The organism is Phaeovulum sp., from assembly GCF_030684035.1.
GTDB lineage: Bacteria > Pseudomonadota > Alphaproteobacteria > Rhodobacterales > Rhodobacteraceae > UBA6213.
On record NZ_JAUXPI010000012.1, the window covers coordinates 127,626 to 152,061 of the forward strand.

Genomic DNA, 24,436 nt, shown 5'->3' on the forward strand with positions numbered 1-24,436 from the left:
GAAGTCCGGGGGCGAGTCCTAACACTCGTGGGGCGATTATCAAGTCATCTCTGGCAGGTCGGGCAGTAGAAGCTCGACCGTCCGGACTGGGTGATGCGGGTGATGGTGCCGGTGCAGCCGGGCGTGGGGCAGGGCGCACCCGCGCGGTCATAAACCCGAAAGGTATGCTGGAAATAGCCAAGCTCGCCATCGGGCTGGCGGTGGTCGCGCAGGCTTGATCCGCCAGCTTCGATCGCCTCGGCCAGAACCTGCCGGATGATCGGCACGAGGCTGGCGATGCGCGTGGCGGAGATACGCCCGGCGGCGCGGCGCGGGTCGATTCCGGCGCGGTGCAGCACTTCGCTGACGTAGATATTGCCAAGCCCCGCCAGAAGGCGCTGATCGAGCAGCGCCGATTTGATCGGGCTGGCGCGACCCTTGAGCCGGGCAAGCAGGTAGTCTTCATGAAAATCGTTGCTGAAAGGCTCGGGGCCGAGGTCACAGAGCAGCCAATGCTGCCCGGCAGTCTCGGTGGGCATCAGATCCATTGCGCCGAAGCGGCGGGCATCGTTGAAGGTGATGCGCGCGCCTGCGTTCATGTGCAGCACCACATGGTCATGCTTTTGCGGCGCTGGGTGGGGGTGGTGGAGCGCGGCCAAGGGGCTGCCCGAAAGCAGCATCCGCCCCGACATGCCAAGGTGTACCAGCAGCGTTTCACCCGTGGAAAGATCGGCCAGAAGGTATTTCGACCGCCGCCGGAGCGCCAGAACCCGCGCGCCCTGTAGCCGTTCGGCCATGCGTTCAGGCAATGGCCAGCGCAGATCAGGGCGGTTGATCTTGGCCAGCACGATTGCATGCCCTTCCATCGCGGGAGCAAGGCCACGGCGCACGGTTTCCACTTCGGGCAGTTCGGGCACGCACTTCTCCTTGCTCTTGCCGCATTGTCTTGGCCGCTGCGCCGCCTATAAGGGGGGCACCATTCAAGATCGGCAAGGGCCATGACGGACAGCACCCAGAACACCACGCATTTCGGCTTTCAGACCGTGAACGAGGGCGAAAAGGCTGGAATGGTGCACGGGGTCTTTACCCGCGTCGCCTCGAAATACGACATCATGAACGATCTGATGAGCCTCGGCATCCATCGGCTCTGGAAAGACGCGATGATGAATTGGCTGGCACCGCGCCCCGGTCAGCACCTGCTGGACATGGCAGGCGGCACCGGCGACGTGGCTTTCCGTTTTCTCGGGCGTGCGCCGGGTGCCACCGCCACCGTCTGCGACATGACCGAAAGCATGCTGACCGAGGGGCAGAAGCGCGCCGAGGCGGAAAACCTTGCAAGCCGGCTGGAATGGGTGGAGGCCGATGCCATGGCGCTGCCGTTTGCGGACAATTCCTATGATGTGTTCACCATGAGCTTCGGCATCCGCAACGTGACGCGCATATCCGATGTGCTGGCCGAGGCCTTTCGCGTGCTGCGCCCCGGCGGAAGGCTGATGGTGCTGGAGTTCAGCCAGTTGCCGAACCCGGCGCTGCAATGGCTTTATGACCGCTATTCCTTCAACGTGATCCCGCCGCTCGGCGCGCTGGTTGCGAAGGACCGGGATAGTTACCAGTACCTGGTCGAATCAATCCGCAAGTTCCCCGATCAAGAGGCTTTCGCGCGGATGATCCGCGCGGCGGGGTTTGGGCAGGTGAAATACCGCAACCTGAGCATGGGCATTGCAGCGCTGCATTCGGGCTGGAAAATCTAGATGCGGGGCCCGCACAACCTCTGGCGGCTGATCATTACCGGCGCGACCTTCGAGAGGTCGGGCGCGATGAAACTGGCGCTGGAGGCCATGGATGTGCCGCCGCGGCTGCGGCTGGCGGCGCGGGTGATGGGCTGGCCGTTTGCCTGGCTGGGGTTGAAGGGCGACCCGGCGCTGCCGCCGGTGACGCGCGCGCTGACCGCACTCGGGCCCGCCTATATCAAGTTCGGGCAAGTGCTTTCGACCCGCCCCGATGTTGTCGGCGCGGAACTGGCTGAGCAGTTGACGGTTTTGCAAGATCGCCTGCCGCCGTTTTCGGTGGCCGAGGCGAAGGCCTCGGTCGCAGCCGAATTGGGCCAGCCGGTCGATGCGATCTTTGCCGAGTTTTCCGAAGCCGTGGCCGCTGCGTCGATCGCGCAGGTGCATGCTGCGCGACGTGTCGATACCGGCCAGAAGGTCGCGGTCAAGGTGCTGCGGCCGGGCATTGAGCGCGCTTTTCAGAAAGACCTTGATGCCTTCCACTTCGCCGCGGCGATGATCGAGTTCCTGTCGCCTGCGTCGCGCCGCCTGCGGCCTTCGGATGTGGTGGCGCATTTCGAAAGCGTGGTGCTGGGCGAGCTTGATCTGCGCATGGAGGCTTCGGCCGCTCTGGCGTTTTGTGCCAATACCGCGCGCGACGAAGGGTTTTCGGCGCCGCGCCCGCATTGGGACCTTTCGGCGCGCCGCGTCATGACGCTCGATTGGGTCGATGGCATCGCGCTCGGCGACATCGAGGCGTTGCAAAGCGCGGGGCACGACCTTGTGGCATTGAGCGAGCGGGTGTTGCAGCTGTTTCTCAGCCACGCGCTGCGCGACGGCTATTTTCACGCTGACATGCACCAGGGCAACCTCAAGGTGGCGGAGAATGGCGACATCATCGCCTATGACTTCGGCATCATGGGGCAGATCGACGAATACACCCGCCGCGTCTATGCCGAGATCCTGATGGGGTTCATCCGCAAGGATTATCGCCGCGTTGCCGAGGTGCATTTCGAAGCGGGCTATGTGCCGCGTGACCGCAACGTGGACGATTTCGCGCGGGCGCTGCGGGCGGTGGGCGAGCCGATCTTCGGCATGGATGCCAGCCATATCTCAATGGCGCGACTGCTGGCCTATCTTTTTGAAGTGACCGAGCGTTTTGGCATGCAAACCCGAACCGAGCTGATCTTGCTGCAACGCACGATGGTGGTGGTCGAAGGCGTCGCGCGCTCGCTCAACCCGGCGCTGAACATGTGGGAAGTGGCAAAGCCGGTCGTGGGCACCTACATTCGCCAGAATCTCGGGCCGCGCTCGATGGCGCGCGACCTGTTGCGCACGGCGCGGGTGCTGGGAAGGTTCGGCCCACGGCTTCCCGACATGGTTGAACGCGCGCTGCAAGGGCAGGTGGCCGCGCCTCCGCCTCCGCCACCGGCACCGCGCCGAAGCCGCGATCTCGTGCTGTTTCTGGCGGGCGGGGCGATGGTCGGCGCGGGTGTGGCCCTTGCCGCGCTGTTCTAGGCGAAGCGACGCGCAAGACACCTTTGCCCGCTTGAGAGGCTGACCGAATTTTGGCGTTTGGCGCATGACCGCTTTGGTATTTTCGCGCCGCCCTCACATCTGGTTTGCGCCAGTTGGCGCGCGAATTGCCGTTATCGCATCGGCAGCGACGGTCGCGCCGCCTGAAAGCACAAGCGTGGTGCCGCCCGCGCCGCCACGCGCCTCGGTGATGGTCGCGTAGGCTTCCACCATCTCGTTTGAGAGCTGGGCACCGCTTGCATCGTAGCTTTCCAGATAAAAACTGTACTTTCCTGGCATGAAGGCGGTGCCGGTGCTGGAGGTGCCGGTCCAGTTGACCGGCTCGGCGGAAACCGCGACATCGCGGCGATCAGCCTCTTGCCCCAGCGCGCTCACGGTAACCAGTACCGCGCGGCTGGCACCCACATGCGGGTTGGGCGAGAGCGTGACCGGGGTGACACCGTCAAATAGCACCGGCGCGGCTGCGCGTGCCTCCATTCCGACCCAGCTGGCGAATTGCGCCATGCCGAGCAGGCCGATTTGCGCAGAGAGCCCCGCCAGCAGCTGGTTGCTTTTCACCTGTTGTTCGACGCCGGAGAAGGTAGCAAGCTGCACCGCATAATCCGAGCTTTCGATCGGATTCAGCGGATCCTGGTTTTGCATCTGGGTGGTGAGCATCAGCAAAAACGTCTGAAAGTCGCTGCTGATCATTGCGGCGCTGTCGGTTTTCTGCGGTGTGGTGGTGGTGCCGGAAGTCAGGCCATTCACGACGTCTACCATGGGTTTCTCCCTTCAGAGCCTAAGGTCAAGGCCGCCGGTGCCGGGCACCGAGGGCAATTGCTGCGTGAGCGCGGCGGCCGGTGCGACCGGCTGGGCGTGCCGCGGGTTTTCGACCTCGGCCCCTGCTTGAGCCTGCGGCTTGTCGGGCTGGCCTTGCTCCTGCGGGCGGTCGCCGAAGCTGAAGGCAATATTGGAATAGCCCAATTCGCGGAAATCGCGCGCCAGATGGTCGATGTTGCGGCGAAAGAGTTCAAGCGTTTCCGGCCGCTCGGCCTGAACCGACACCGTAACACCTTGTTCGGAGGTTGCGAGTGTCAGCCGCACCCGCCCCAGTTCTTCGGGTGCCAGGGTCAGCTCGACCGGGCGGTCGGCGCGTTGGGCGACCAACTCGGCCATCTGCCGAAGCGCCGATACGCTGAGATCGGTACCCTGCCCCTGTGCGGCGGGTGCAGCTGCCATGAGGCGGTCACCCTGCGCTGACGCGGTCGAGAGCATTGGCGGATCGGAATGCAGAGCGGTGGCCGCCGGATCTGGCGCGCTGGACCCGAGGGGCGCAGCGCCGACCAAGGCTTCCGCTCGGCGGGGACCGCGCGGCTGCTGCTGCCCCTGGGGGCCCGCGACCGGCGAAGGCGCATGCCCAGCTTCTGCCTCGGGCTGCGCCGCGCGGGCTGCCGGTTCCGGCGCAGTTGCCGCTTCGGCAGAGGCCTGCCAAGCAGCGGCGTGCGCAGTGGCAAGGAGCGGTGCTTGTGCCGGTCCACTCCGGGGTGCTTGCCCGGGCGGTTCGCCTGCCACGGTGCCCGATGCGCCGCCGTGGCCGTCTGGCATCGGTGTGAATGCGGTCCGGGCGGCGCGTTCGCCTGCTTCGGCACCTGTTTGCAGGGCGGGGGGCACAGCGAAGGCACCAAGCTGCGCGACGCGCCCTGCGGTTTGCGGTGGCATGCGGCCGACGCCTTGCGCCGCATCCGAAAGCGCGGGGTTGGCATGTTGCGGTGCCAGCCGATCCGCTGTGCTGGCGCTGGCGGCAAGAACCTGGAAACCTGATCCGTGCCCCCTGGCTTCTTCCATGCCGGAGGCAGCAGTTGCGTCGGCACCCGCTGCTGCGGGCGAAGATGCACGGCCCTGTATATCGTAAGCGGCCGTTGACCCTGCGGGCTGCGGGTTTGCCCAGAGGCGCGGGGGGGGGTGCGCGGGCGCTGCAGCATGTTCGGGTGTTGTTGCGGCCCGAAATGGCGGCGTTTCGGGCAACTGCGCGCCGGGGTGAAGCAGCTGACCGGGCGGCGGGGCGGCAAAGACAAGGGCCGAAGGGGCGGCCGCCGGAGTGGGACTTGGCGCAGCTTGCTGCGCTGCGGGGGGTGGCACCTGTGGGCCGTGCCTTCGACTTGGGTGATAACCAACGAGCGGCAAGCTGGCTTCGGGCGAGAAAGTTGGTGGTGAAGTTTGCAGCTTTGCCGACCGCCCGGAAAAATCGGGGGCGGGTTGCATGATGTAAGTCGTCTTCGGCGTTACCATCGCCTCGCCGTCGGCGCTCGTAACCCTTTTCGGGTCTGGGGGAGGTGTAGCGGAAGTCGCGGCAGGCAAGGGCGAGGGCGCGATATCCGTATCTGCCGCGGGTGGGGCTGGCTGGTGCGGCTGAAGCGACGCGGCGCTGCTTCTGGCGGCAAACACGGGGTGAGCAGAGGCAGGCAACGGCGGTTGAGGAACTTGCTTGCCGCTGCTCGAAACCCCGGCTGTTGAAGTTTCACCGGATGCGGCGGACGTTGCTGCGGTGCCCGCATGCGGTTGTGCAAGCGGCATCGCCCACGAGGGCCAGGCAGCAGGCATGGCCATCTGGTCAAGCGACTCAGCACCACCTTTAGCCGGAAAAGCCTCGGGCACCGGGCGCGGGCGCTGAGCGGGTTGCGCAGTCTCGGTGTGCACGGAGGATTTGGGAGCCGAAAATCCTTGCGCGAGCACCTCACCGGTTTGGGTTGCGGCCTTTGGCACCGCCCCGTCCGTGGCGGTGCCAATGCGCGGTGGTCCTGCCGCATCCGGTAATGTGGCGGGCAGCGGTGCATCGCCGGTTGCAATGGAGCCGGGCTGACTCGGCGCGAGATCTGTGCCTGCCTCAGCCGCAAGAAACGCCAGAAAGGCACCATCGGTGGCGGGGCCAATACCATGTGAGGTGCCGGGCAGTTGCGGCGTAGCACCCAGAAATTCGCGTGCTGCGAGAGAATTCATGTTCCAAACGACCTTCTGCCGTTGATGCCGCGAACATGACAGCAGGAGGTTACCGCTTCTTTACCCGTTCTTGCCCATAATCCCCGAAATTGCTGCATTTGGAGCTATCCGATGTCCGAACTGAAATTGCCTGTGCTGCCTGAGCCTGCTCCACGCGCACCAGCCAAACAGAACCCGGCGCTGCGCGAGGCCCTGGTCGCGCTCGAGGCGAGCTTTCTTTCCGAGATGCTGAAAGGGGCGGGACTAGGGGAGGCCCGACAAAGCTTTGGCGGCGGCGCTGGCGAAGAGCAGTTCACCTCGTTCCTGCGGCAGGAACAGGCGGCCCAGATGGCGCGCGCAGGCGGCATCGGCCTTGCAGAAGCGATGTTTGCGGCAATGACCCGGAGCGCGCCATGACCGACACAACAAATACAATCGAGTCGCTGGAACGCCTGTTCGACGCCGAGCGCCATGCCATTTGCTCCGGTACATTTACCGCGCTGGGCCAACTTGCCGAAACCAAGGAACAGTTGATAACCGCACTGGCCGACGCCCCAGCCGAAGCGCTGAACCGGCTGCGCGCACGCGCCCAGACCAACCAGCGCCTGCTTGCCGCCGCCCAGAAGGGGGTTCGCGCGGCGCAAGCCCGGCTTGCCATGATTACCCGCGCAAGCCGCAGCCTGAACAGCTACGACGCGCGCGGGAAGGCGTGCACCGTGGCCTCTGGCGGCCCGAACGTGGAGCGCCGCGCATGAGCGGTTTTATGAAAATTGCTGTGAATATCAGCTGTTTGACAGGCGGCACTTAGCGAGTTCTTAGAACTTGCGGCGCAGATTTGGCGCACATCCCGAAGGATGGTGCGGCACCCGGGCAAAGCCCCGACCCGCCCCGGTCAGAACGCCAGCAGTGCCCCGATCCGGGGTTTGTGAAACCCGGCGCAAAGCGCCGACAGTATAGGACATGTCATGTCAAGCATTCTGACGAACACCAGCGCCATGGTTGCGCTGCAAACTCTGCGCGGCATCAATTCCGGCCTTGCCAAGACACAGGCCGAGATTTCCACCGGCAAGTCGGTGGCGAGCGCCAAGGACAATGCTGCGGTTTGGGCAATCTCGAAGGTCATGGAGTCTGACGTGCAGGGCTTCAAAGCCATCTCCGACAGCCTCGCGCTGGGCGAATCGACCGTTGCCGTGGCCCGTCAGGCCTCGGAAACCATCACCGACCTTCTGACCAAGATGAAGGGGAAGATCGTCGCGGCGCAAGAAGACAACGTCGACCGCGCGAAGCTTCAGACTGACGTCGCAGCACTTGTCGATCAGGTCACCTCGGTGGTCGGCGCGGCCCAGTTCAACGGCCTGAACCTGGTCAACGGCGCGGTGAGCAGCGCCGACATTCTCGCTTCGCTCGACCGGGACTCCTCGGGCAACGTGACCGCCTCGTCGATCACCGTGAACGCGCAGAACCTGTCGACCGGCGGCTACACCGCAAAAGCGGTGTTTACTGGCTCGGACGGGGTCGCGGCGGACGGCGCAGACTCGTTCGGCTTCTCGCTCGACGCGGCCGGCGGCACGGTGGCAGCGGGCACTGTCACCATCGTTGATCCAACGTTCGCCGCAGGCGACAAGATTTCGATGACGGTTGGCAACAAGCAGGTTTCCTACACCGTGACCGCCGAAGATATTGCGGCTGGCAACTCGCCTCAAGATGTCATTGCGATCAACCTGAAGGCGGCAATCGAGGCTTCGGGGGCGGCGGTTTCCGTGGCCTATGACAGCGGTTCCCCCGGCGTACTTGCAATCACCAACACTGGTGCGGATTCTCTGTCGATCAGCGGCCAGTTCACCAATGCCAATTCCGGCGGGCTCGGCCTGCTTGCCACGATCGACGTTTCCACAAGCGGCAACGCGACGACCGCGCTGGCAAATATTGAAACGCTGATCAACACCTCGGTCGATGCGGCGGCTGCATTCGGTTCGGTCGAAGGCCGTATCAGCACGCAGGCAGAGTTCATCACCAACCTGTCGGACTCGCTGAAGGCCGGGATCGGGGCGCTGGTCGATGCCGACATGGAAGAAGCATCGGCACGTCTGCAGGCGCTGCAAACGCAACAGCAGCTCGGCATTCAGGCGCTGTCGATTGCCAACCAGCAGCCGCAGAACATCCTGGCTCTGTTCCGCTAGGACAGCCGGGGGTGCCCAAAGCGGCACCCCCGCCCACACGCCCGGCAAAGCCGTGATCTGAAGCACCATTGCACTGGAAGGATTTCCCGTGAACGCTACAACCTTGGCCAAAACGGCCTATTCCGCGCCCGATCAGGCAACCCGCACGGCGCGCGGCACCGAATACGAAGTCTTCGCCCGCATCACGCACCGGCTCAAGACCGCTGCAGCGCTGGGAGATGCGGGCTTCAGCACGCTTGCCCGCGCGCTGCATGACAACCGCAGGCTCTGGAGTACGCTTGCCGCAGATGTGGCGGGGCCCGGGAACCTGCTTCCCGCGCCACTTCGGGCCCGCATCTTTTACCTTGCGGAATTCACCAACCAGCACACCCGCAAGGTGCTGGCGGGCGATTGCGGGGCTGAGGTGCTGGTTGACATCAACACCGCGATCATGCGCGGCCTCCGGCAGGAGGGTGGCGCATCATGACCGGGCTCGTGCTCAAGCTCGCGCCAAAAGAGCGCGTGCTGATCAACGGCGCGGTGATCGAGAATGGTGAGCGCCGCTCGCGGCTCGCGATCATGACTCCGAATGCGCATATCCTGCGGCTGCGCGATGCGATCCACCCCGAAGAGGTCAACACCCCGGTGCGGCGCGTCTGCTACATAGCGCAGCTGGTGTTGTCAGGCGACGCCGACGCGGGCGAAGCGCAGATGCAGCTTCTGCGCGGCATCGAGCAACTCAGTCAGGTGCTGACCGACCATGACAGCCGCGCGCAGCTGACGCTTGCCACCGCGGCGGTGCTCGACAATCAGCACTACCAGGCATTGAAGGCGTTGCGCAGCCTGTTGCCCCGTGAAGAGCGGCTGATGGCCGCCGCCGGTCGCGCATGAGCTTCGCGCCGGTCATTCCTTTTTCCGGTTACGCCGGATGGAAGTTTCTGGGCCGGACCATGCAGATGCAGAAGGCGGCCTTTGCCGCCTCTGCGACGTTGAAGCGCGACGAAGCCCATTTCCGCGAGAAGATCGGCGGAATCAGAACCGCTGAAGACCTCGTTTCCGACCGCCGCCTGCTGAAAGTGGCGCTGGGCGCTTTCGGGCTCGATTCCGATATCGACAACCGATTTTTCATCCGCAAAGTGCTCGAGGAAGGCACGCTCGACACCTCGGATCTTGCCAACAGGCTTTCCAACAAGAGCTATGCCGAATTTTCCCGCGCTTTCGGCTTTGGCGACTATTCCACGCCGCGCACCGTGCTTTCGGATTTTCCTGACGAAATCCTTGCGGCCTACGGCCAGCGCCAGTTCGAGGCCGCGGTGGGTGAGACCGATAACAACATGCGCCTGGTGCTGAATGCCGAGCGCGAGTTGCCCAAGCTTGCGGCGAAAGCCAGCAGCGAAACAACCAAGTGGCTCACCGTGATCGGATCAAAGCCGCTTGCCGAGGTGGTGCGCACCGCGCTCGGCTTTCCTGCAAGCTTCAGCGCCACGAATGTCGATGCCCAGGTCTCCAGCCTGCGGCGCAAGGCCAGCGCGATGTTCGGAAGCTCCGATCCGAAGCTGTTCGCCGACCCTGCAAACATGGACAAGCTGGTGAAAATGTATCTGCTGCGGGCGCAGACGGCGGCAGGCCTTGGCACCACAAAATCTGCTGCGCTGCAACTGCTGCAGTCGGGCGCGAATGCGCAGCGCGCGCTGTCGATGCGCCTTTAACCTGCTGGTGCAAGACACTCGGCCAGCCGCGTGAAACTGGCTGCGACCGTCGCCGGTTCATTCTCGGCAAGAAACGCATCGAGCGCGGGCCAGACCCGCAGCGCGGCATCGACCTGCGGATCGGAACCCGGCGCGTAGAGCCCCGCCTGAACCATCATCTCGGCCCGGTCATAGGTGCCGAGCAGCCGCCGCGCCTGCGCGATCAGGGCGTTTTCCGGAGCGGTTGCGGCCCGTGGAAGCGAGCGCGAAACCGAACGCAGAAGATCAATGGCGGGAAAGCGCCCGCGTTCGGCAATGCCGCGGTCAAGCACCACATGGCCATCGAGAACACCGCGCAGAATATCGGCGATCGGCTCTTCCATGTCGGAACCGGCGACCAGCACCGAAAACACCGCCGTGATATCGCCCGCGCCCTCCGGCCCCGGCCCGGCACGCTCGCCCAAAGCCATGATCTGATGCGCGGTCGAAGGCGGATAGCCGCGCAGGGAAGGCGGTTCACCCCCGGCCAGCGCCACCTCCCGGTGCGCCTCGGCAAAACGGGTGACACTGTCGGCCAGATAGAGCACATGCATGCCCTGATCGCGGAAGAATTCTGCAACCGCCATCGCTGCCCAGGCACAGCGGCGGCGCACCAGCGGCGAAAGGTCGGAGGTGGCCGCCACCACCACCGCGCGCGCCATGCCCGCGGGCCCAAGCACAGCTTCAACGAATTCGCGCAACTCGCGCCCGCGTTCGCCCACCAGGGCGATCACCACCACATCGGCGGAAACCCCGCGTGCAAACTGCGCCAGCAGCATTGACTTGCCAACGCCAGAGCCCGCGAAAAGCCCGATGCGCTGCCCGCGCACCAGCGGAAGCAGCGTGTTGAACGCGCGGATCCCGGTTTCGAGCCGCTCGCCAAGGCGGCGGCGCTGCGCCGCAGGCGGCGGGCTGGCACGGAGCGGGCGCTCAACGGTGCCGCGCAAGATGGGGCGACCATCAAGCGGTTGGCCAAAGGGATCGATGATGCGGCCGATCCAGCTTGGGTCTGGGGCGATGCCCGCCTGCCCGATAAGCTCGACCCGGTCGCCGATGGCAATTCCCTCGGCGGCACCATCGGCCAGCACTGCCACACGCCCCGTATGCAATGCCAGCACCTCGCCACCAAGCTGGCTGCCGCTTTGTCTGTGCAGGTTCACCCGGTCGCCCAATGCAGCGCGCGAGGAAAGCCCGCTGGCCATGATCGTGCCACCGCCCACCTCGCAGACCCGCCCGACAGAATGCGATGACCCAAGCCCGGAGATTTCGGCGCGCAACAGATCAAATTCGGCGAATGCCATTCTGGCCACCTCGTGTTCATGAAACGTTTTCTAAATGATTCGCTCTTAAGCCTTGGTTGATGGCTCGGAGGAGAAACCCCGATGTTTGAAAAACTTGTGATCCTGGAGATCGCGCGGGCGATGGCGTCACACGCCGCCCTGCGCCAGAACGCCGTTTCCCAGAACATCGCGAATGCCGACACGCCGGGCTATGCCGCGCGCGATGTGGCCCCCTTTGCCGAAGTTTATGCCGCCGCCTCGGGCGGCACCATGCGTGCAACCCGCAGCGCGCATCTGCCAGGCGGGTCGGCAGCAGCGGCGATGATTTCGCCGCGCCGCGAGCCGGGCACGATGTCGCCCAACGGCAACTCGGTTTCGCTGGAGGATGAGATGGTGAAGGCAGCTGAGGTCAAGCGCCAGCATGACCTTGCGCTCGCTATCTACAAGACGTCGCTTGGCGTGCTGCGCAGCAGCCTTGGGCGCAGGTAGGGGGCGAAAATGGCCGATTTCACCAGCACTCTCGCGCTTTCCGCCGCCGGCATGAGGGTGCAGGCGCAGCGACTGCGCCACGTTTCCGAAAACATCGCCAACGCCGATACACCCGGCTACCACCGCAAGACCGCAACCTTCGAGGAGGTGATCGAAGCCGGCCAGCATACCGGGATGGTCGGACTCGGCCCGGTGAATCTCGACCGGAAGGAGCTGACGCGGATCTACGATCCGGGGCACCCGCTGGCCGATGAAGGCGGCTACTACGACGGCTCGAATGTCGATCTGGTGGTCGAAATCGCTGACGCGCGCGAAGCGCAGCGCAGCTACGAGGCGAATCTCAGGATGTTCGATCAGGCGCGGCAAATGTCGTCGGCCTTGCTCGATCTCCTGCGCCGCTGATCAGAGGAGGTCCAGAATGGACGTGCGAACCTCTCTTGCCGCGCAAAGCTATGCCCAGGCCCGCCCCGCAACGGCACCGCGTCCCGTTGCGGGCGGGTCTGGTCAGAGCACGCTCGGCAGCCTTGCCAACGACTTTGCCGCAGTGCTGCGCGAGGGCGAAACCACTGCCCGTGCCGCGATGACCGGAGGTGCCGACCCGCACGCGCTGGTGCAGGCGCTCGCGGCAACCGAACTTGCGGTGGAAACCGCGGTCACGTTGCGCGACCGGGTTGTTGAAGCCTATCAGGAAATCTTGCGGATGCCGGTCTGAGCGATGGAACAGGCAGTGTTCTTCGACACGATGCGCCAGGGGCTTTGGATCGCGGTGATGATCGCGGCACCAATGCTCGCTGTCGCGCTCATTGCCGGGGTCTCCATCGGCCTCTTTCAGGCGCTGACTTCGGTGCAGGAAATGACCCTGACCTTTGTGCCCAAGGTGGGCGCGATGCTGGCGGTGTTCTGGGTTTCCATGTCGTTCATGTCGGAATCGCTGGTGGCGTTTTTCCGGCTCCAGATCATTCCGCTGATCGCGGGGGGCTGAGGCATGGACAACGCGATTTACGCAACCCTCACCCGCCAATCCGGCCTGATGCGCGAGATGCAGACCGTGGCGAACAATATTGCCAACGTCTCGACCAATGGCTTTCGCAAGGAAGGCGTGATCTTTTCCGAGCACATCGCCGCACTCGATGGCGCGGAACCTTCGCTTTCGATGGCCGAGGCGCTGGTGCGGACAGTGAACCGGACCCAGGGGCCGCTGGCAGAGACCGGCGGAACCTTCGACTTTGCCATTGAGGGCGAAGGCTATTTCCTGATCGACACACCCGAGGGCCAGCAACTGACCCGCGCCGGAAGCTTTACCCCATCGCCCGAGGGCGAACTGCTGACACTTGACGGTTTTCGCCTGCTCGATGCGGGGGCGGCACCGGTTTTCGTGCCCGCAGGCGCGCGCGGCATCACGCTTTCGCAAGATGGCACGCTTTCCGCCGAGGGGCGGCCGTTAGCCGAGATCGGGCTTTTTCTGCCCGCCGATCCGAATGGCCTTGTACATGTCGGCGGCACCCGCTTCTCCGCCGAGGCGGGGGTTGAACCGATCGAGGGCGGCGTGATGCTGCAAGGGTTTCTGGAGGAATCCAACGTCGATCCGATTTCTGAAATTGCCCGCATGATCGAGGTGCAGCGCGCCTACGAAATGGGCCAGACCTTTCTTGACCGCGAAGACGAACGCATTCGCGGTGTCATTTCCACCCTTGGCCGATAGGAGCCCCGCATGCGTGCCCTGCAAATAGCCGCAACCGGAATGAGCGCACAGCAGATGCGGGTCGAGGTCATTTCCAACAACCTCGCGAACATGTCGACCACAGGCTACAACCCCCGCCGCGCCGAGTTTGCAGACCTGCATTATCAGCAGCTGACCCGCCCCGGCACGATTTCCGCCAACGATGGCACCCTGGTGCCAACCGGCGTGCAGATGGGGCTGGGCGTACGGCCCGCGGCGGTCACGGTAAACCTTTCGCAAGGCACGCTTTCGGCAACCGGGGGCGATCTCGACATCGCCATAGATGGCCTGGGCTACCTCGAGGTCACGATGCCCTCGGGGGCCTCTGGCTATACCCGCGATGGCGGGCTGAAGCGCTCGCCGGATGGCGAAATTGTCACCTCGGGCGGCTATCCGGTGGCACCCGGCATCACCATTCCCTCCGACGCAAGCACGCTTGCAATCAACGCCGCAGGCGAGGTTTACGCCTATTTCAGCGACCGGATCCAGCCAGAGCTGCTCGGCCAGTTCACGCTCGCCAATTTCAGCAACGAAAAGGGTTTGGAGGCGATCGGCTCGAACCTGTTTCTGGAAACCTCCGGCTCCGGCCCGCCGCAAATATCGGCCCCGGGCGAGGATGGGGTGGGAACGCTGCGGCAGGGCTACCTTGAGGAAAGCTCGGTCGATCCGGTGCGCGAGATTACCGAGCTCATCAAGGCGCAGCGCGGCTATGAGCTCAACGCCAAGGTCATTACCGCCGCCGACCAGATGCTCGCGGCAACCACGCAGGTGCGATGATGCTGGGGCGGGAATTCTGGGTGCTGACAGCGGTTTTTCTCGCGCTCGCGGCCTCGGGCAGGGCCGATGTGGTCGTGGCCGCACGTACGCTGCGCGCCCAGGCGGTAATTGGCCCCGAAGATGTGGGTCTGGCCGAAGGCACAATACCCGGGGCGCTGATCTCGCTAAGCGAGGCAATCGGCCAGGAGGCGCGCAACGCAATCTACGCGGGGCGCGTGATCCGCATCGATGATGTCGGTCCCCCCGCAGTGATCGAGCGTAACCAGATTGTGCCGCTTCTCTATCGCCGCGGCGCGCTTTCGATTCAGGCCGAGGGCCGCGCGCTTGGGCGCGGCGGTGTCGGCGACAGCCTGCGTGCCATCAACATTACATCACGCACCACGGTCACTGGCTTGGTCGCGCCCGATGGCACCCTGGTGGTTTTCTCAAATGAGTGAGGTTTTCATGCGCCGCGCCTTCTTGTTCCTGACGATCTTGCCCATTGCGGCCTGCGGCAATCTTGAGGAGGTCGGTCGCGCCCCCGCACTCAGCCCGATCGAATCGAGCGATGAATTCCGCGCCATGACCACCGCACCGTTGCCCGCCTATTCCGAGCGCAGCACCCCCAACAGCGAGGCGTCGCTCTGGTCGGGCGCGCGCAGTTCGCTGCTCGGTGACCGCCGGGCCAGCCAGGGCGGCGACATCATGACCGTGGTGATCGAGATCGATGACAAGGCAGAAATTTCCAACACCAGCGGGCGCGCGCGCCAAGGCGCGCAGTCGATGGGAATTTCTGCGCTGCTGGGGCTTCCGCAGCGGCTGAACGAAGTGTTGCCGAACGGGATTGACCTTGACCCCGCCGTTTCGACCAGCTCGACTTCGTCTTTCAGCGGCAACGGTTCGGTTTCGCGCAACGAAAAGCTGACCCTTCGGGTTGCGGTCACGGTCATCGAGCGGCTACCGAATGGCGTGCTGCGCATCCGGGGCAGCCAGGAGGTGCGCGTCAACTTCGAGCTGCGCGAGCTGATCGTGACCGGTTTCGTGCGCCCGGAAGACATCAGCCGCCAGAACGAAATCACCTACGACAAGATCGCGGGCGCGCGGATTTCCTATGGGGGCCGTGGCCAGATCAGTGATGTGCAGCAGCCGCGCTACGGCCAGCAGATCACCGACATCATCCTGCCATTTTGAGCCGCAGCATGGGCAAGATCCTGCCGCTTCTGCTCGCTCTGATAGGGCTTGGTGCCGGCATCGGCGGTGGCTTTGTGCTGCGGCCGAAGGCCAGCGATACGGTCGTATTGAACCCTTGCGGGTCGGCTGCGCCCGCCGATGCGCAAAGTGCCGCCTCGGGCCTCGATCCGCAGGTGAACAGCACCCATGTTTTTGTCAAGCTCCCCAACCAGTTCGTCATTCCCGTTGTCGAGGCAGGCAGGGTTTCGGCGCTGGTGATCTTGTCGCTCAGCCTCGAGGTCGTGGCTGGCGGAAGCGAAAAGGTCTATGCCGTTGAGCCGAGGCTGCGCGATGCGTTCCTGCGGGTGCTGTTCAACCACGCCAATACCGGAGGTTTTCGCGGTGCGTTTACCGAGGCTGGCAACATGGAGGTACTGCGGCGCGCGTTGCTCGAAGCGGCGACCAGCAACCTTGGGGGTGCTGTAAAGAACGTGTTGATCGTGGATATCCTGCGCCAGGACAACGCCTGATCAGACGCTTCGCGCGCGCTTTGCCCTACGCTCAGCCGCGAGCCTCTGCGCGAGTCTGTCGAGCGCCTCGGTGCGACCGAGCGCCAGCGCCGCGCCACGCCGACAGTTTTCCGAGGTTTTTGCCGCTTCGACCAGCCTGGTCTTTGCGGATTGGAGCTGCGCCTCTGCCCAGCGGCAGTATCGGTCTAGCTGCACTGATGCGGCCATATCGGTCGGATCAGCGGCGGCCGCTGCCTCTCTGCGGCGCGCGGTCAACGCGGCAATGCTTTGAAATACAGCGAATTCCGCGCCTCGCGCCACGGCAAGGTCCTGCAACGCGGTGTCGCGCCGGAGCGCGGCAATAGCGTCAAGCACCGCCAGTTTCCTGGGCGCGCTCATGCGCCGCGCCTTTCCCGGGCACGCTGGCGGATGCGTTCGGCAAAGCGGATCGCGGCGGCGACCGCGCCGAAATGCTCCGGCCTGATCTCGGCCCCGACCGCGACCGTGGCGTGAATCGCCCGTGCCGTGGGCGGATCGGAGTGAATCGGAATTGCCGCCTCGGCCGCGCGCTCGCGGATCCGCGTCGCGATTTCGTCAATGCCCTTGGCCAGGCAGATCGGCGCGTGCAGACTGCCGCGCTTCCATTTCAGCGCTACCGCATAATGGGTGGGGTTGACGATCACCACATCGGCCTTGGCGACATCCGAGAGCATACGGTTGGTGGCAATTTCGACAGCGCGTTGCCGCCGCTGCCCTTTCATGTGCGGGTCACCATCGGATTGCTTCAGCTCATCGATCAACTCCTGTCTGGTCATCCGGTGGCGACGCAGATGTTCGGCGCGCTGCCACAGGTAATCTACCGCGCCGATGGTGGTGGCGATCAGCAGCATCAGAAACAGGAACTCGACGATCAGACTGCCAAGCTCGGAAACCGCCATGCCTGGCGACACCGCCTGCGCCATGACGATCCGGGGCAACCTGTCATAGAGAAAAGCACCAAGGATAAGCGAAATCACCGTGAGCTTGACAAAGCTCTTGGCGAACTCGAACAGGCCGCTGCGGCCGAACTTGTGCTTCGCATTTGCCATGGGGTTGATTCGGCTGAGCTTTGGCATGAGTTTTTCTGGCGCAAAGACAATTGCCTGCTGTGCCATGAGCGCGGCAAAGACCATTGCCATCGGCAGCAGGAACCACGGTGCGACATGCCACAAAAGCGCGCCCAACAGCCCGCCGAGAGGGCCGGATTCGCCGCCGAGCAGCAAGGGCGCGAGGCTGTCGGCCTGATCGAGCAAAACCATCGCCTTGGTGCCGAAACCTTGCAGGCTGGCGAGGCCAAAGCCGGAGGCTGCAATCAGCAATCCGCCATAGGCCGCCGCAACATTTACCTCGGCTGAGCGTACCAGCTCGCCGCGCTTGCGGGCCTCGGCAAGCTTGCGCTCGGTAGGTTCGTGTTCGCGTTCCGCCCCGCTGTCCTGGCTCATCGCCAGGCCTCGAACGGGTTGGCAACCAGCGCGGAAAGGTCGTTGTGCCAGAGCGCAAGCCCCGCCGGTATGCACAGCACGAGCAACAGCAGGCCGCCAGCGGTCAGCGCCGGGGCCCCGACGAAGGCCACCATCAGCTGCGGCATGGCGCGGTTGATCGCGCCAAGTGCCACGTTGTACACCAGCCCGGCCAGCACGAAGGGCGCGGCCAGAGTGAAGGCGAGCGCGAACCCGTGCGCCACCCCGCCAACGCCCCATTGCCGGATGCTCTCGGCACCCGGAAATTGCCCCGCAGGCATGGCATCGTAAGACCCGATCAAGGCCCCGGCGAGGGTGACGTGAAGCCCCAGCGACACCGCAAGCGCAAGCCCGCCCCAGGTCATCAGATGCCCGATCGCCGGTTGCGGCTCGCCCGCGCCACCGCCGAACAGCTGCGCGAGCGAGGTTGCCTGTGCCGCTATGGTGCCGGCGATCTGAAGCGCCAGAACCGAAATCCGCAAGATCGCCCCAAGCGCCAGACCAGCGAGAACTTCGGTGGCAAGAACCTGCCCCGGCAATGAGCCTGCCGCATGAAGCGGCGCGATACTGGCGCGCACAGCAGGTAACACCACAAGCGTGAAGGCAAGCGCCACGACAAGGCGCACCCGCGCAGGTATGGCGGTTTCGCCGAAAGCAGGTAGCAGCGCCATTGCGGCACCAACACGCAAGAAAACGATGAAGCCCGCCAGCAAGGACTGCGTGCTGAAGGCAAGCAGCTCGGCGAGTGCCGCATTCATGCCAACACCACGCCCACCAGAGCCGGGCGCGCGTCGATGCCGATTTCCTCGAAGCTCAGCACCGGCGCGGCGACCCCCTTGGCGGCGAGCACGGTCTTGACGAAACGCCTGCGCCGCGCCGAGGTGACAACGCCCGGAAAAACCCCGGTTTCGGCCACCCGGGCCAGCCGGTCTGAAACATTCGCCGCCAACCGGTTGAACTTGTCGGGCGGCAGAGCGATGTCGCCCGGCCCCTTTTCGGCGGACAACTGGTAGGTGGCGAAGGCTTCTTCCCATTCGGGCGCGAGTTGCAGCAGCGGAATCGTGCCATCGGCGCGCCGAAGCTCGGCCACCAGCTGAAAGCCGAGCCGCTGGCGCACATGCTCGCAGATCGCCTCGGGGTTCTGCATCCCGCGCGATTCGGAAATGGCTTCGAGGATCAACGGCAGATTGCGGATCGAAACCCGCTCCTCAAGCAGCAATCGCAACACCGAAAGCAGCAGATCGACCGGCACCTTGTCGGGGATCAGCTCATCAAGCAGCTTGCGCGTGGTCTCGGCGCGAAACGGGTCAGAGATGTTCGTCATCTCGTCAAGCAGGCGGCGCAGCGCGCGCAGGCTGAGCAGGCGGCTGAAATCGCGCTTGATGACCTCAAGCAGATGCGTTGCCAGCACTTCGGTCGCGCCGACCACGGTCGAGCCTGCCATTGCTGCTTCTTCCTGCATCGCCAGAGCCAGCCAACGCGCGGCGGCACCATAAACCGGCTCGCGCACATCCTCGCCGGGGGGAAGCAGGTTGCGGTTGTCAGCGATCAGGGCCAGCACCCGGTCGGGAAAAAGCCTGTCGCGCGCCTGTTCCACGCCCTGAATACGAATGCGGTATTGCCCCGGCTCCAGCGTGCTGTCGTCCGTCAGCCGGATTTCCGGCAGAATCAGCCCGTAGCTTGCCGCCACATGGTTGCGCATATTGGTGATGCGGGCGTCGAGCCCGGTGGCAGGGTCCAGCGCCATCGCCACCAGATTTGATGCGAATTCGACGTGAATTTCATCGATATCGAGCACATCGCCAAGCGAGCGGCGACGCGGCGCGGATTCGGGCGCAGGCATCTTCATGGCTTCTCGCGCGGCGATCCTGCGGGCGGTCCGGTCAACCAACACCGCAGTGACCCCCAGCGCGGCGGCCCCCGCAATGAACGGCAGGAACGGCAACCCCGGCACCAGCGCGAACAGCGCCATCAGCACCGCCACCGTGGTCAGCGCCGCCGGAAACCTGCCAAGCTGGCGGAAAAGTTCGATATCTGCGGCACCGCGCGCCCCGCCGCGCGAGAGCAGCAGTGCCGATGCGATCGAGATGATGACCGCCGGGATCTGACTGACCAGCCCATCGCCCACGGTCAGGATCGAATAGGTTTCAAGCGCGCGGCCAAGCGGCATGCCGTGCACACTGACCCCTATGATCAGGCCCATCACCAGGTTGAGCATGGTGATGAGCAGACCCGCCACCGCATCGCCCTTGACGAATTTCGACGCACCGTCAAGCGAGCCGAAAAAGGTCGTTTCGGCCTGCTCGCGCTCGCGTCGCGACTTGGCCTCGGCATGGTCGATGGCACCCGCGTTCATGTCGCTGTCGATGGCAAGCTGTTTGCCGGGCATCGCGTCGAGCGCAAAGCGCGCGCCCACCTCGGCCATGCGCCCGGCACCCTTGGTGATGACGATGAAGTTGACAATCAGGATGACCCCGAACACCACCAGCCCGATCAAGACCGAACCGCCCATGATGAAATTCGCGAAGCCCTCGATCACCTCGCCAGCAGCATTGGTGCCTGTATGCCCTTGTCCGATGATGAGCTTGGTCGATGAGACGTTGAGCGAGAGCCGCAGCATGAGCGAGGCGAGCAGAATCGTCGGGAAGGCCGAAAAATCGAGCGGACGCTCGATGAACAGCGTCACGGTGAAGATCAGAATGGCGATGGCGAAGGATGCCGCCAAACCGACATCGAGCACCCAGGCCGGCATTGGCAGGATCATCATCACGATGACCGCCATCAGCGCCAGCGCGAGCAGGATGGTCGGGCGAAAGACGCTTCGCAAGGTCAGCAACGGCATCATTCCACCATCGCCGCGGCGGCGGCGGACAATAGCCCGGTGCCGCTGTTGGCCTGGCCGAGTGGAACCAATGAGCCGAGACCGCCCGCGCTGCCCGACCGAAGCAGCGGAAAGCGGTTGACGCGGGGTGCCAGCGGGGCGGCGGGGCCGTAGGCCGCGAGCACGATGTCGGGGATTTCGGGGATATCGGCGGCAACTCGGGGCGGGGGCAGTGGCGTTGCGCCGGTCAGCCCGGCGAGAATGCGCTCGAAGCGTTCGGTGTAGCGATTGGCATATTCTGGCGTGCGCGAATGGTAGGCACCCGCTGCCTTGCTCCAGCTTCCGGTTTCGGCATAAAGCTCGGTTAGCAGGCGCGCGGCATATTGGGCGTTGATGAGTGGGTCGAACATCTGCTCGATCGAGCTGAAATGCTGCCCGTGCCAGCGATAGTTGATCTGGAAGCAACCAACGTCAAAGCTGCGCGCGCCACGATCATAGGCCGCAAGTGCAAACGCAGTGGCCTCGTCGCGCGTGTCAAACCAGGCGTCGTCACCTTCCATGTTCACCGCCCAGGGCCAGGCGCGAAACGCACCCGCGATGGTGCGGCCCGTCTCGGTAAGGGATATGGCGCGCATCACGTCGAGCGGAACACCGCTCTGCCGGGCTGCAATTTGTGTAACCTGCTCGCAAATCTGGTTGTTCGACAGCTCTGCAGAGGATGGTTGCGCGGCGAACAAAATGGCGCAGACAAGCATCGCAAGAATGCGCGGCATCGGGATTCTTCCCTGGATATCAGGCGCGTGATGCGCCCTGGGTGAAATTAACCGCGCAGGGGTTTAGATTCGGTAACCACCTGAAAGATCGGTCAATCGTCATCGGTTTCCGCCAGCGCGAGGTCGAGCGCCGCCCGCGCGCCGCGACTTGCCACCAGAAGCGACCGCGATGCCGCGAGGGGGCCGGGGGGTTCCACCGCAGCCGCCTCGCCGTTGGGCGAAAGCCCGAGGGCCGCCACGAGCGTGCGCTGCGCAGGCGAGCCGAAACGCGCCACCTCCGGCCAGATGCCCGCTTGCCAGGCTTCGGCACCCGCCTGATCGACTGCGTCCACCAAGAGGTAGGCGCGCTGCGCGGCGGCGTGTTCGCCGACCAGGCGCAGTGCATCGGCACGAACCCACGATGCATCGTCACCGGTCACGCCGGCAATTTCGGCGAGCGCGGCGGCACCCTCTCCCTCCTGCACGGCGGCGCGCGCGCGCAGCAGTCGGCCCGCGTCAAGGCGAACCGCCTCTGGGCCAAGCACCCGCCGGGCCTCGGCTGCAAAGCCAAGGTCCAGCAAACGTTCGGCGGTTTGTATCTTCAGCGGCCAGTCGTTTTGCCGAAGAACGAGATCTCGGCTCCGGAAGTACTGTGTGGCAAAGTTCACATCGTCCGGGGTCGCGGCGAGCTGGTGCATCAACGCGGTAGTGGTTGTTGCAATGTCGTCGGAGGTTGCGGTTGCGGGCATTCGTGCCAAGGCGTCGAAAGCGCGCTCGAACTGACCGGCAGAGCCTGCCGCCAGAACATGTGCGCGGGCAAGCGCCGGGCCGTCGGGTGCTTCACGGTGCTCATAGGCAAGCGCCGCGACAGCTTCGAGGCTGGCAGGGTCAATGTTTTCGCCAGAGGCAAGCCGGGACTCGATGGAGAGGACCATCGCGCGCGGCGCATCGGGCCCGTTTTCCGCTATCATCGGCGCAAGTGCGGTTGCAGCAGCGGCGGGTTCGCCACGCGCCATCTCGATGCCTGCGTCAATCAGCCCGATAGTTGCGCCATGGTCACCCGGTGCGCGGCTGATCGCATCACGCAGGGTTCGCGCCGCGCTCTCTGCGCCAAGCGCGATCAGCCGATCAGTGAGGCGCGGCCCGAGCAGCAGGCGCAGGTTCAGCGGCAGCATCGAAAAGCCACGCAAGACGGCGTTGACGTTTATTCTGTCGCCGCGCCTGAGCATGGAATTGGCAAGCACCGCCCAGAGTGCCACCTGCGCATCGCAGTCAGCCATTTGCGCGATCCGGCCTGCGGGATGCGCCGACAGGTCGTCAACCACCGCGGCCATGTCGCGCAGCACGTCTTCGTCGGGAAGCTCGAGGCGAAGCCCATCAATCAGCGCCGAAACCTCGGCTCCCATGCCCAGAGCAATGTACAGCCGCACGAGGCCGAGCACGGCACTGGGCGAAGGCCGGTCGAACTCGCCCAGCAGGCCAGCTTGCGCGGAGCCAAGCTGCACGGCAACCGGCGTATCACCTGCCCATGCGGCAACGTTTATTGCGGTGTCGGGAAGGCAGGCCAGACCGTCGGGGTTCAACAGCCGGGTAGCGGCACCGGTATTAGCATCGCGGTCAAACACGGTTTCGGACCGCAGCGCGAGATGGGTTTCCGGCAGGGTTGCCAGAGGTTCCGCCGAGGACAAAGTTTCCCGGGGCGCTGGCTCTGCGGCGGGCGGCGCGCTCGGCGCGAGTTCTGGCAGGGTCAGGATAACAAGGCCCTGGCTTGCTGCGCGGCTAAGTTGCAGCAAGAGTTGTTCCTCGGCCGCCATTATGCGAGGGTCGGTTGCGGTGGCTCCGCCAATATCGGGCAGCGGTTCTGCAACAGGGGCTTCGCGCCCGACAACGGCGACATTTGCCCAATAGTGATTGAGCAGCGGATCGGGCGTTGAGGTGCCGGCAGCCGGGCGAAGCGGCAACGCCAGCGTGGGGGCTGGTGGTGGTGCTGCCACCGGTTCAAGCGTAGCTGGGGCATCGAGCATTGCCTCGAAGCGAGATGCGGCGGGCGCTGTGCCATTGAAGATGTCGAGCACAATCGTTCCCGGCTTGAGCTCGAACGCCGAGGCGTAGGTTTCCGGCGCGACGCTTAGTGCGAGAGTTCCCGTTGCCTCTGGTGCGGCGACATCGAGAATCCGGCGGCGCGGAATCAGCTCGAACACCCGGCGAAGATCAAGCTCGACATCGTCGCGTGCCAACCGCAATTCGTAGCCGCTTTCGGTTCTTCCCAGCTGCCAGCCGGTTGGAGCAGCGAGTTGCAGCACCAGCCGCGAGAACGTCGGATGCTCTCCCGACTGCACCCGCACCCTTTCCGCCTGGGCGGGCATTGCCAGCAGCGCCAGCGCGGCAAAAAGGGGTAACGGAGAGGTCATGCGGCATCCTGCTTGATTGCCTTGAGCGCGCCTTCCAGCTCGGCGAAGCTCGGGCGGATGTGGTGCGGGGTATTCTGGCGACCGACCTCGATGCAGATGTTGGTGGCGTGGTTGTGCAGATTGGCCACAAGCACCTCGCGGATCAGCTTGTAGAAATGGCTGTCTTCCTCGACCACCGATTTTACCTTTTGCGCGAAAGGCCCGGCGAATCCGTAGGCCAAGAACACACCAAGAAAGGTGCCGACCAGCGCGCTGCCGATCATTTCGCCCAGAATCTCGGGCGGCTGGTCGATCGACCCCATGGTCTTGATGACACCAAGCACCGCCGCGACAATACCGAGTGCGGGAAGGGCATCAGCGACCGACTGCAATGCGTGGCTGCCGTGCAGCGCATGTGCGAGGTTGGCATCGAGCTGTTTTTCCAACACCTCTTCAACCTGATGCGGGTCGTCATAATTCATTGAGGCTGAGCGCAGCGTGTCGCAGATCAGCTCGACCGCCTCATGGTCCTTCAGAATTCTTGGATATTTACCAAAAATACTCGAGTCATTCGGCGCTTCAATATGCTCTTCGATGGCGACCGGGTTCTGTCGCGCCAGACGGATCAGTTCGAACAGGAGGCAAAGCAGATCACGGAAGTCTGTGGGCTTCCATTTCGTTCCCTTGAACACCTTGCCGATGTCTTTCATCGTATGTTTGATCGTGGACATGTCGTTGGAAATCACGAAAGCCCCCACGGCCGCGCCGCCGATGGTGATCATTTCGTGCGGCATCGCATGGAGGACGATCCCGAGGTGCCCACCGGCGAGCATGAAGCCACCGAAGACCATCACGAAGATTACGATTATGCCGATGATGCCAATCAAGCGCCTGCCCCCGTCATGCCCCGAACTTTCGCAGGTCGGGG

28 protein-coding genes are annotated in these 24,436 nt (G+C 64.4%); 17 read left to right on the top strand and 11 right to left on the bottom strand.

Annotated elements, in window-relative coordinates:
* Nucleotides 1–44: 44 nt before the first annotated feature.
* Nucleotides 45–896, bottom strand: coding sequence for a bifunctional DNA-formamidopyrimidine glycosylase/DNA-(apurinic or apyrimidinic site) lyase (gene mutM, locus Q8J98_RS03760; RefSeq protein WP_305293208.1), 852 nt, complete (start codon nt 894–896; stop codon nt 45–47).
* Between the two features lie 81 nt (nt 897–977).
* Here mutM and ubiE point away from each other — a divergent pair, with 81 nt between their 5' ends.
* Nucleotides 978–1,730 carry a bifunctional demethylmenaquinone methyltransferase/2-methoxy-6-polyprenyl-1,4-benzoquinol methylase UbiE gene (gene ubiE, locus Q8J98_RS03765; RefSeq protein WP_305293209.1) on the top strand — a complete coding sequence of 251 codons (753 nt, stop codon included), beginning with the start codon at nt 978–980 and terminating at the stop codon, nt 1,728–1,730.
* Nucleotides 1,731–3,263 carry a 2-polyprenylphenol 6-hydroxylase gene (gene ubiB, locus Q8J98_RS03770; RefSeq protein WP_305293210.1) on the top strand — a complete coding sequence of 511 codons (1,533 nt, stop codon included), beginning with the start codon at nt 1,731–1,733 and terminating at the stop codon, nt 3,261–3,263.
* Between the two features lie 93 nt (nt 3,264–3,356).
* Here the strand turns inward: ubiB and Q8J98_RS03775 are convergent, their stop codons facing one another.
* Entirely contained in the window at nt 3,357–4,040 is a 684-nt protein-coding gene (locus Q8J98_RS03775) for a flagellar hook capping FlgD N-terminal domain-containing protein (protein WP_305293211.1), read from the bottom strand.
* Between the two features lie 12 nt (nt 4,041–4,052).
* The gene (locus Q8J98_RS03780; RefSeq protein WP_305293212.1) at nt 4,053–4,499 is read right to left on the bottom strand and encodes a flagellar hook-length control protein FliK; all 447 of its coding nucleotides are present in this window, start codon (nt 4,497–4,499) and stop codon (nt 4,053–4,055) included.
* Nucleotides 4,500–6,368: 1,869 nt separating this feature from the next.
* Between Q8J98_RS03780 and Q8J98_RS03785 the strand changes: the two genes are divergently transcribed.
* From Q8J98_RS03785 to Q8J98_RS03810, 6 genes are all read left to right on the top strand, one after another.
* Nucleotides 6,369–6,653: a rod-binding protein gene (locus Q8J98_RS03785; protein WP_305293213.1), complete on the top strand. Its 285-nt coding sequence runs from the start codon at nt 6,369–6,371 to the stop codon at nt 6,651–6,653.
* Entirely contained in the window at nt 6,650–6,991 is a 342-nt protein-coding gene (locus Q8J98_RS03790; RefSeq protein ID WP_305293214.1) for a hypothetical protein, read from the top strand. Before Q8J98_RS03785 ends, Q8J98_RS03790 begins: the two co-directional genes overlap by 4 nt.
* 210 nt (nt 6,992–7,201) lie before the next feature.
* Entirely contained in the window at nt 7,202–8,416 is a 1,215-nt protein-coding gene (locus Q8J98_RS03795) for a flagellin (RefSeq protein ID WP_305293215.1), read from the top strand.
* Nucleotides 8,417–8,504: 88 nt separating this feature from the next.
* Nucleotides 8,505–8,882 (top strand): flagellar biosynthesis regulator FlaF, encoded by a 378-nt coding sequence (gene flaF / locus Q8J98_RS03800; protein WP_305184729.1) that lies wholly within the window; start codon nt 8,505–8,507, stop codon nt 8,880–8,882.
* Nucleotides 8,879–9,286 (top strand): flagellar biosynthesis repressor FlbT, encoded by a 408-nt coding sequence (gene flbT / locus Q8J98_RS03805; protein ID WP_305184730.1) that lies wholly within the window; start codon nt 8,879–8,881, stop codon nt 9,284–9,286. The genes flaF and flbT overlap by 4 nt, the downstream gene beginning before the upstream one ends.
* On the top strand, nt 9,283–10,104 hold the full coding sequence (locus Q8J98_RS03810) for a DUF1217 domain-containing protein (RefSeq protein WP_305293216.1): 822 nt from the start codon (nt 9,283–9,285) through the stop codon (nt 10,102–10,104). The genes flbT and Q8J98_RS03810 overlap by 4 nt, the downstream gene beginning before the upstream one ends.
* On the opposite strand, the gene Q8J98_RS03815 is transcribed toward Q8J98_RS03810, so the two are convergent.
* A complete protein-coding gene (locus Q8J98_RS03815; protein ID WP_305293217.1) occupies nt 10,101–11,423 on the bottom strand; it encodes a FliI/YscN family ATPase in 1,323 nt (440 codons plus the stop codon). The genes Q8J98_RS03810 and Q8J98_RS03815 overlap by 4 nt on opposite strands.
* An 81-nt stretch (nt 11,424–11,504) precedes the next feature.
* On the opposite strand from Q8J98_RS03815, the gene Q8J98_RS03820 reads away from it, so the two are divergent.
* Genes Q8J98_RS03820 through Q8J98_RS03860 form a run of 9 tightly spaced genes read left to right on the top strand, consistent with a single transcriptional unit; the run spans nt 11,505 to nt 16,067 of the window.
* Nucleotides 11,505–11,891 (top strand): FlgB family protein, encoded by a 387-nt coding sequence (locus Q8J98_RS03820; protein WP_305293218.1) that lies wholly within the window; start codon nt 11,505–11,507, stop codon nt 11,889–11,891.
* Between the two features lie 9 nt (nt 11,892–11,900).
* Nucleotides 11,901–12,293, top strand: a complete 393-nt coding sequence (flgC, locus tag Q8J98_RS03825) for a flagellar basal body rod protein FlgC (protein ID WP_305293219.1) — start codon at nt 11,901–11,903, stop codon at nt 12,291–12,293.
* Between the two features lie 16 nt (nt 12,294–12,309).
* Complete coding sequence (gene fliE, locus Q8J98_RS03830) at nt 12,310–12,603, top strand: flagellar hook-basal body complex protein FliE (protein ID WP_305184735.1); 294 nt, start codon at nt 12,310–12,312, stop codon at nt 12,601–12,603.
* Nucleotides 12,604–12,606: 3 nt separating this feature from the next.
* The gene (locus Q8J98_RS03835) at nt 12,607–12,873 is read left to right on the top strand and encodes a flagellar biosynthetic protein FliQ (RefSeq protein WP_305184736.1); all 267 of its coding nucleotides are present in this window, start codon (nt 12,607–12,609) and stop codon (nt 12,871–12,873) included.
* A gap of 3 nt (nt 12,874–12,876) precedes the next feature.
* On the top strand, nt 12,877–13,593 hold the full coding sequence (locus Q8J98_RS03840; RefSeq protein WP_305293220.1) for a flagellar hook-basal body complex protein: 717 nt from the start codon (nt 12,877–12,879) through the stop codon (nt 13,591–13,593).
* Between the two features lie 9 nt (nt 13,594–13,602).
* Nucleotides 13,603–14,388: a flagellar basal-body rod protein FlgG gene (flgG, locus tag Q8J98_RS03845; RefSeq protein WP_305184738.1), complete on the top strand. Its 786-nt coding sequence runs from the start codon at nt 13,603–13,605 to the stop codon at nt 14,386–14,388.
* Complete coding sequence (gene flgA / locus Q8J98_RS03850) at nt 14,385–14,825, top strand: flagellar basal body P-ring formation chaperone FlgA (protein ID WP_305184739.1); 441 nt, start codon at nt 14,385–14,387, stop codon at nt 14,823–14,825. The genes flgG and flgA overlap by 4 nt, the downstream gene beginning before the upstream one ends.
* A 7-nt stretch (nt 14,826–14,832) precedes the next feature.
* On the top strand, nt 14,833–15,558 hold the full coding sequence (flgH, locus tag Q8J98_RS03855; RefSeq protein WP_305293221.1) for a flagellar basal body L-ring protein FlgH: 726 nt from the start codon (nt 14,833–14,835) through the stop codon (nt 15,556–15,558).
* 8 nt (nt 15,559–15,566) lie between these two features.
* Complete coding sequence (locus Q8J98_RS03860; RefSeq protein ID WP_305184741.1) at nt 15,567–16,067, top strand: flagellar basal body-associated FliL family protein; 501 nt, start codon at nt 15,567–15,569, stop codon at nt 16,065–16,067.
* Here the strand turns inward: Q8J98_RS03860 and Q8J98_RS03865 are convergent, their stop codons facing one another.
* From Q8J98_RS03865 to motA, 7 genes are all read right to left on the bottom strand, one after another.
* Nucleotides 16,068–16,445, bottom strand: coding sequence for a hypothetical protein (locus Q8J98_RS03865; protein ID WP_305293222.1), 378 nt, complete (start codon nt 16,443–16,445; stop codon nt 16,068–16,070).
* Nucleotides 16,442–17,527, bottom strand: a complete 1,086-nt coding sequence (locus tag Q8J98_RS03870) for a flagellar biosynthesis protein FlhB (protein ID WP_305293223.1) — start codon at nt 17,525–17,527, stop codon at nt 16,442–16,444. The genes Q8J98_RS03865 and Q8J98_RS03870 overlap by 4 nt, the downstream gene beginning before the upstream one ends.
* On the bottom strand, nt 17,524–18,303 hold the full coding sequence (locus Q8J98_RS03875; RefSeq protein ID WP_305293224.1) for a flagellar biosynthetic protein FliR: 780 nt from the start codon (nt 18,301–18,303) through the stop codon (nt 17,524–17,526). The genes Q8J98_RS03870 and Q8J98_RS03875 overlap by 4 nt, the downstream gene beginning before the upstream one ends.
* Nucleotides 18,300–20,387, bottom strand: coding sequence for a flagellar biosynthesis protein FlhA (gene flhA / locus Q8J98_RS03880; protein WP_305293225.1), 2,088 nt, complete (start codon nt 20,385–20,387; stop codon nt 18,300–18,302). Before flhA ends, Q8J98_RS03875 begins: the two co-directional genes overlap by 4 nt.
* On the bottom strand, nt 20,387–21,139 hold the full coding sequence (locus Q8J98_RS03885; RefSeq protein ID WP_305293226.1) for a transglycosylase SLT domain-containing protein: 753 nt from the start codon (nt 21,137–21,139) through the stop codon (nt 20,387–20,389). Before Q8J98_RS03885 ends, flhA begins: the two co-directional genes overlap by 1 nt.
* Nucleotides 21,140–21,231: 92 nt before the next feature.
* Complete coding sequence (locus Q8J98_RS03890) at nt 21,232–23,529, bottom strand: hypothetical protein (RefSeq protein WP_305293227.1); 2,298 nt, start codon at nt 23,527–23,529, stop codon at nt 21,232–21,234.
* On the bottom strand, nt 23,526–24,395 hold the full coding sequence (gene motA, locus Q8J98_RS03895; RefSeq protein WP_305293228.1) for a flagellar motor stator protein MotA: 870 nt from the start codon (nt 24,393–24,395) through the stop codon (nt 23,526–23,528). The genes Q8J98_RS03890 and motA overlap by 4 nt, the downstream gene beginning before the upstream one ends.
* Between the last annotated feature and the right edge of the window lie 41 nt (nt 24,396–24,436).

Coding starts and splice junctions, on each gene's coding strand:
- Q8J98_RS03840 (WP_305293220.1), top strand. CDS start 12,877: ATGGACAACGCGATTTACGCAACCCTCACCCGCCAATCCGGCCTGATG.
- flgC (WP_305293219.1), top strand. CDS start 11,901: ATGGCCGATTTCACCAGCACTCTCGCGCTTTCCGCCGCCGGCATGAGG.
- Q8J98_RS03795 (WP_305293215.1), top strand. CDS start 7,202: ATGTCAAGCATTCTGACGAACACCAGCGCCATGGTTGCGCTGCAAACT.
- Q8J98_RS03790 (WP_305293214.1), top strand. CDS start 6,650: ATGACCGACACAACAAATACAATCGAGTCGCTGGAACGCCTGTTCGAC.
- flgA (WP_305184739.1), top strand. CDS start 14,385: ATGATGCTGGGGCGGGAATTCTGGGTGCTGACAGCGGTTTTTCTCGCG.
- flhA (WP_305293225.1), bottom strand. CDS start 20,387: ATGCCGTTGCTGACCTTGCGAAGCGTCTTTCGCCCGACCATCCTGCTC.
- Q8J98_RS03875 (WP_305293224.1), bottom strand. CDS start 18,303: ATGAATGCGGCACTCGCCGAGCTGCTTGCCTTCAGCACGCAGTCCTTG.
- ubiB (WP_305293210.1), top strand. CDS start 1,731: ATGCGGGGCCCGCACAACCTCTGGCGGCTGATCATTACCGGCGCGACC.
- Q8J98_RS03835 (WP_305184736.1), top strand. CDS start 12,607: ATGGAACAGGCAGTGTTCTTCGACACGATGCGCCAGGGGCTTTGGATC.
- Q8J98_RS03890 (WP_305293227.1), bottom strand. CDS start 23,529: ATGACCTCTCCGTTACCCCTTTTTGCCGCGCTGGCGCTGCTGGCAATG.
- Q8J98_RS03785 (WP_305293213.1), top strand. CDS start 6,369: ATGTCCGAACTGAAATTGCCTGTGCTGCCTGAGCCTGCTCCACGCGCA.
- fliE (WP_305184735.1), top strand. CDS start 12,310: ATGGACGTGCGAACCTCTCTTGCCGCGCAAAGCTATGCCCAGGCCCGC.
- Q8J98_RS03860 (WP_305184741.1), top strand. CDS start 15,567: ATGGGCAAGATCCTGCCGCTTCTGCTCGCTCTGATAGGGCTTGGTGCC.
- Q8J98_RS03775 (WP_305293211.1), bottom strand. CDS start 4,040: ATGGTAGACGTCGTGAATGGCCTGACTTCCGGCACCACCACCACACCG.
- Q8J98_RS03815 (WP_305293217.1), bottom strand. CDS start 11,423: ATGGCATTCGCCGAATTTGATCTGTTGCGCGCCGAAATCTCCGGGCTT.
- flgG (WP_305184738.1), top strand. CDS start 13,603: ATGCGTGCCCTGCAAATAGCCGCAACCGGAATGAGCGCACAGCAGATG.
- Q8J98_RS03870 (WP_305293223.1), bottom strand. CDS start 17,527: ATGAGCCAGGACAGCGGGGCGGAACGCGAACACGAACCTACCGAGCGC.
- Q8J98_RS03865 (WP_305293222.1), bottom strand. CDS start 16,445: ATGAGCGCGCCCAGGAAACTGGCGGTGCTTGACGCTATTGCCGCGCTC.
- flgH (WP_305293221.1), top strand. CDS start 14,833: ATGCGCCGCGCCTTCTTGTTCCTGACGATCTTGCCCATTGCGGCCTGC.
- Q8J98_RS03780 (WP_305293212.1), bottom strand. CDS start 4,499: ATGGCAGCTGCACCCGCCGCACAGGGGCAGGGTACCGATCTCAGCGTA.
- Q8J98_RS03810 (WP_305293216.1), top strand. CDS start 9,283: ATGAGCTTCGCGCCGGTCATTCCTTTTTCCGGTTACGCCGGATGGAAG.
- flbT (WP_305184730.1), top strand. CDS start 8,879: ATGACCGGGCTCGTGCTCAAGCTCGCGCCAAAAGAGCGCGTGCTGATC.
- ubiE (WP_305293209.1), top strand. CDS start 978: ATGACGGACAGCACCCAGAACACCACGCATTTCGGCTTTCAGACCGTG.
- Q8J98_RS03820 (WP_305293218.1), top strand. CDS start 11,505: ATGTTTGAAAAACTTGTGATCCTGGAGATCGCGCGGGCGATGGCGTCA.
- Q8J98_RS03885 (WP_305293226.1), bottom strand. CDS start 21,139: ATGCCGCGCATTCTTGCGATGCTTGTCTGCGCCATTTTGTTCGCCGCG.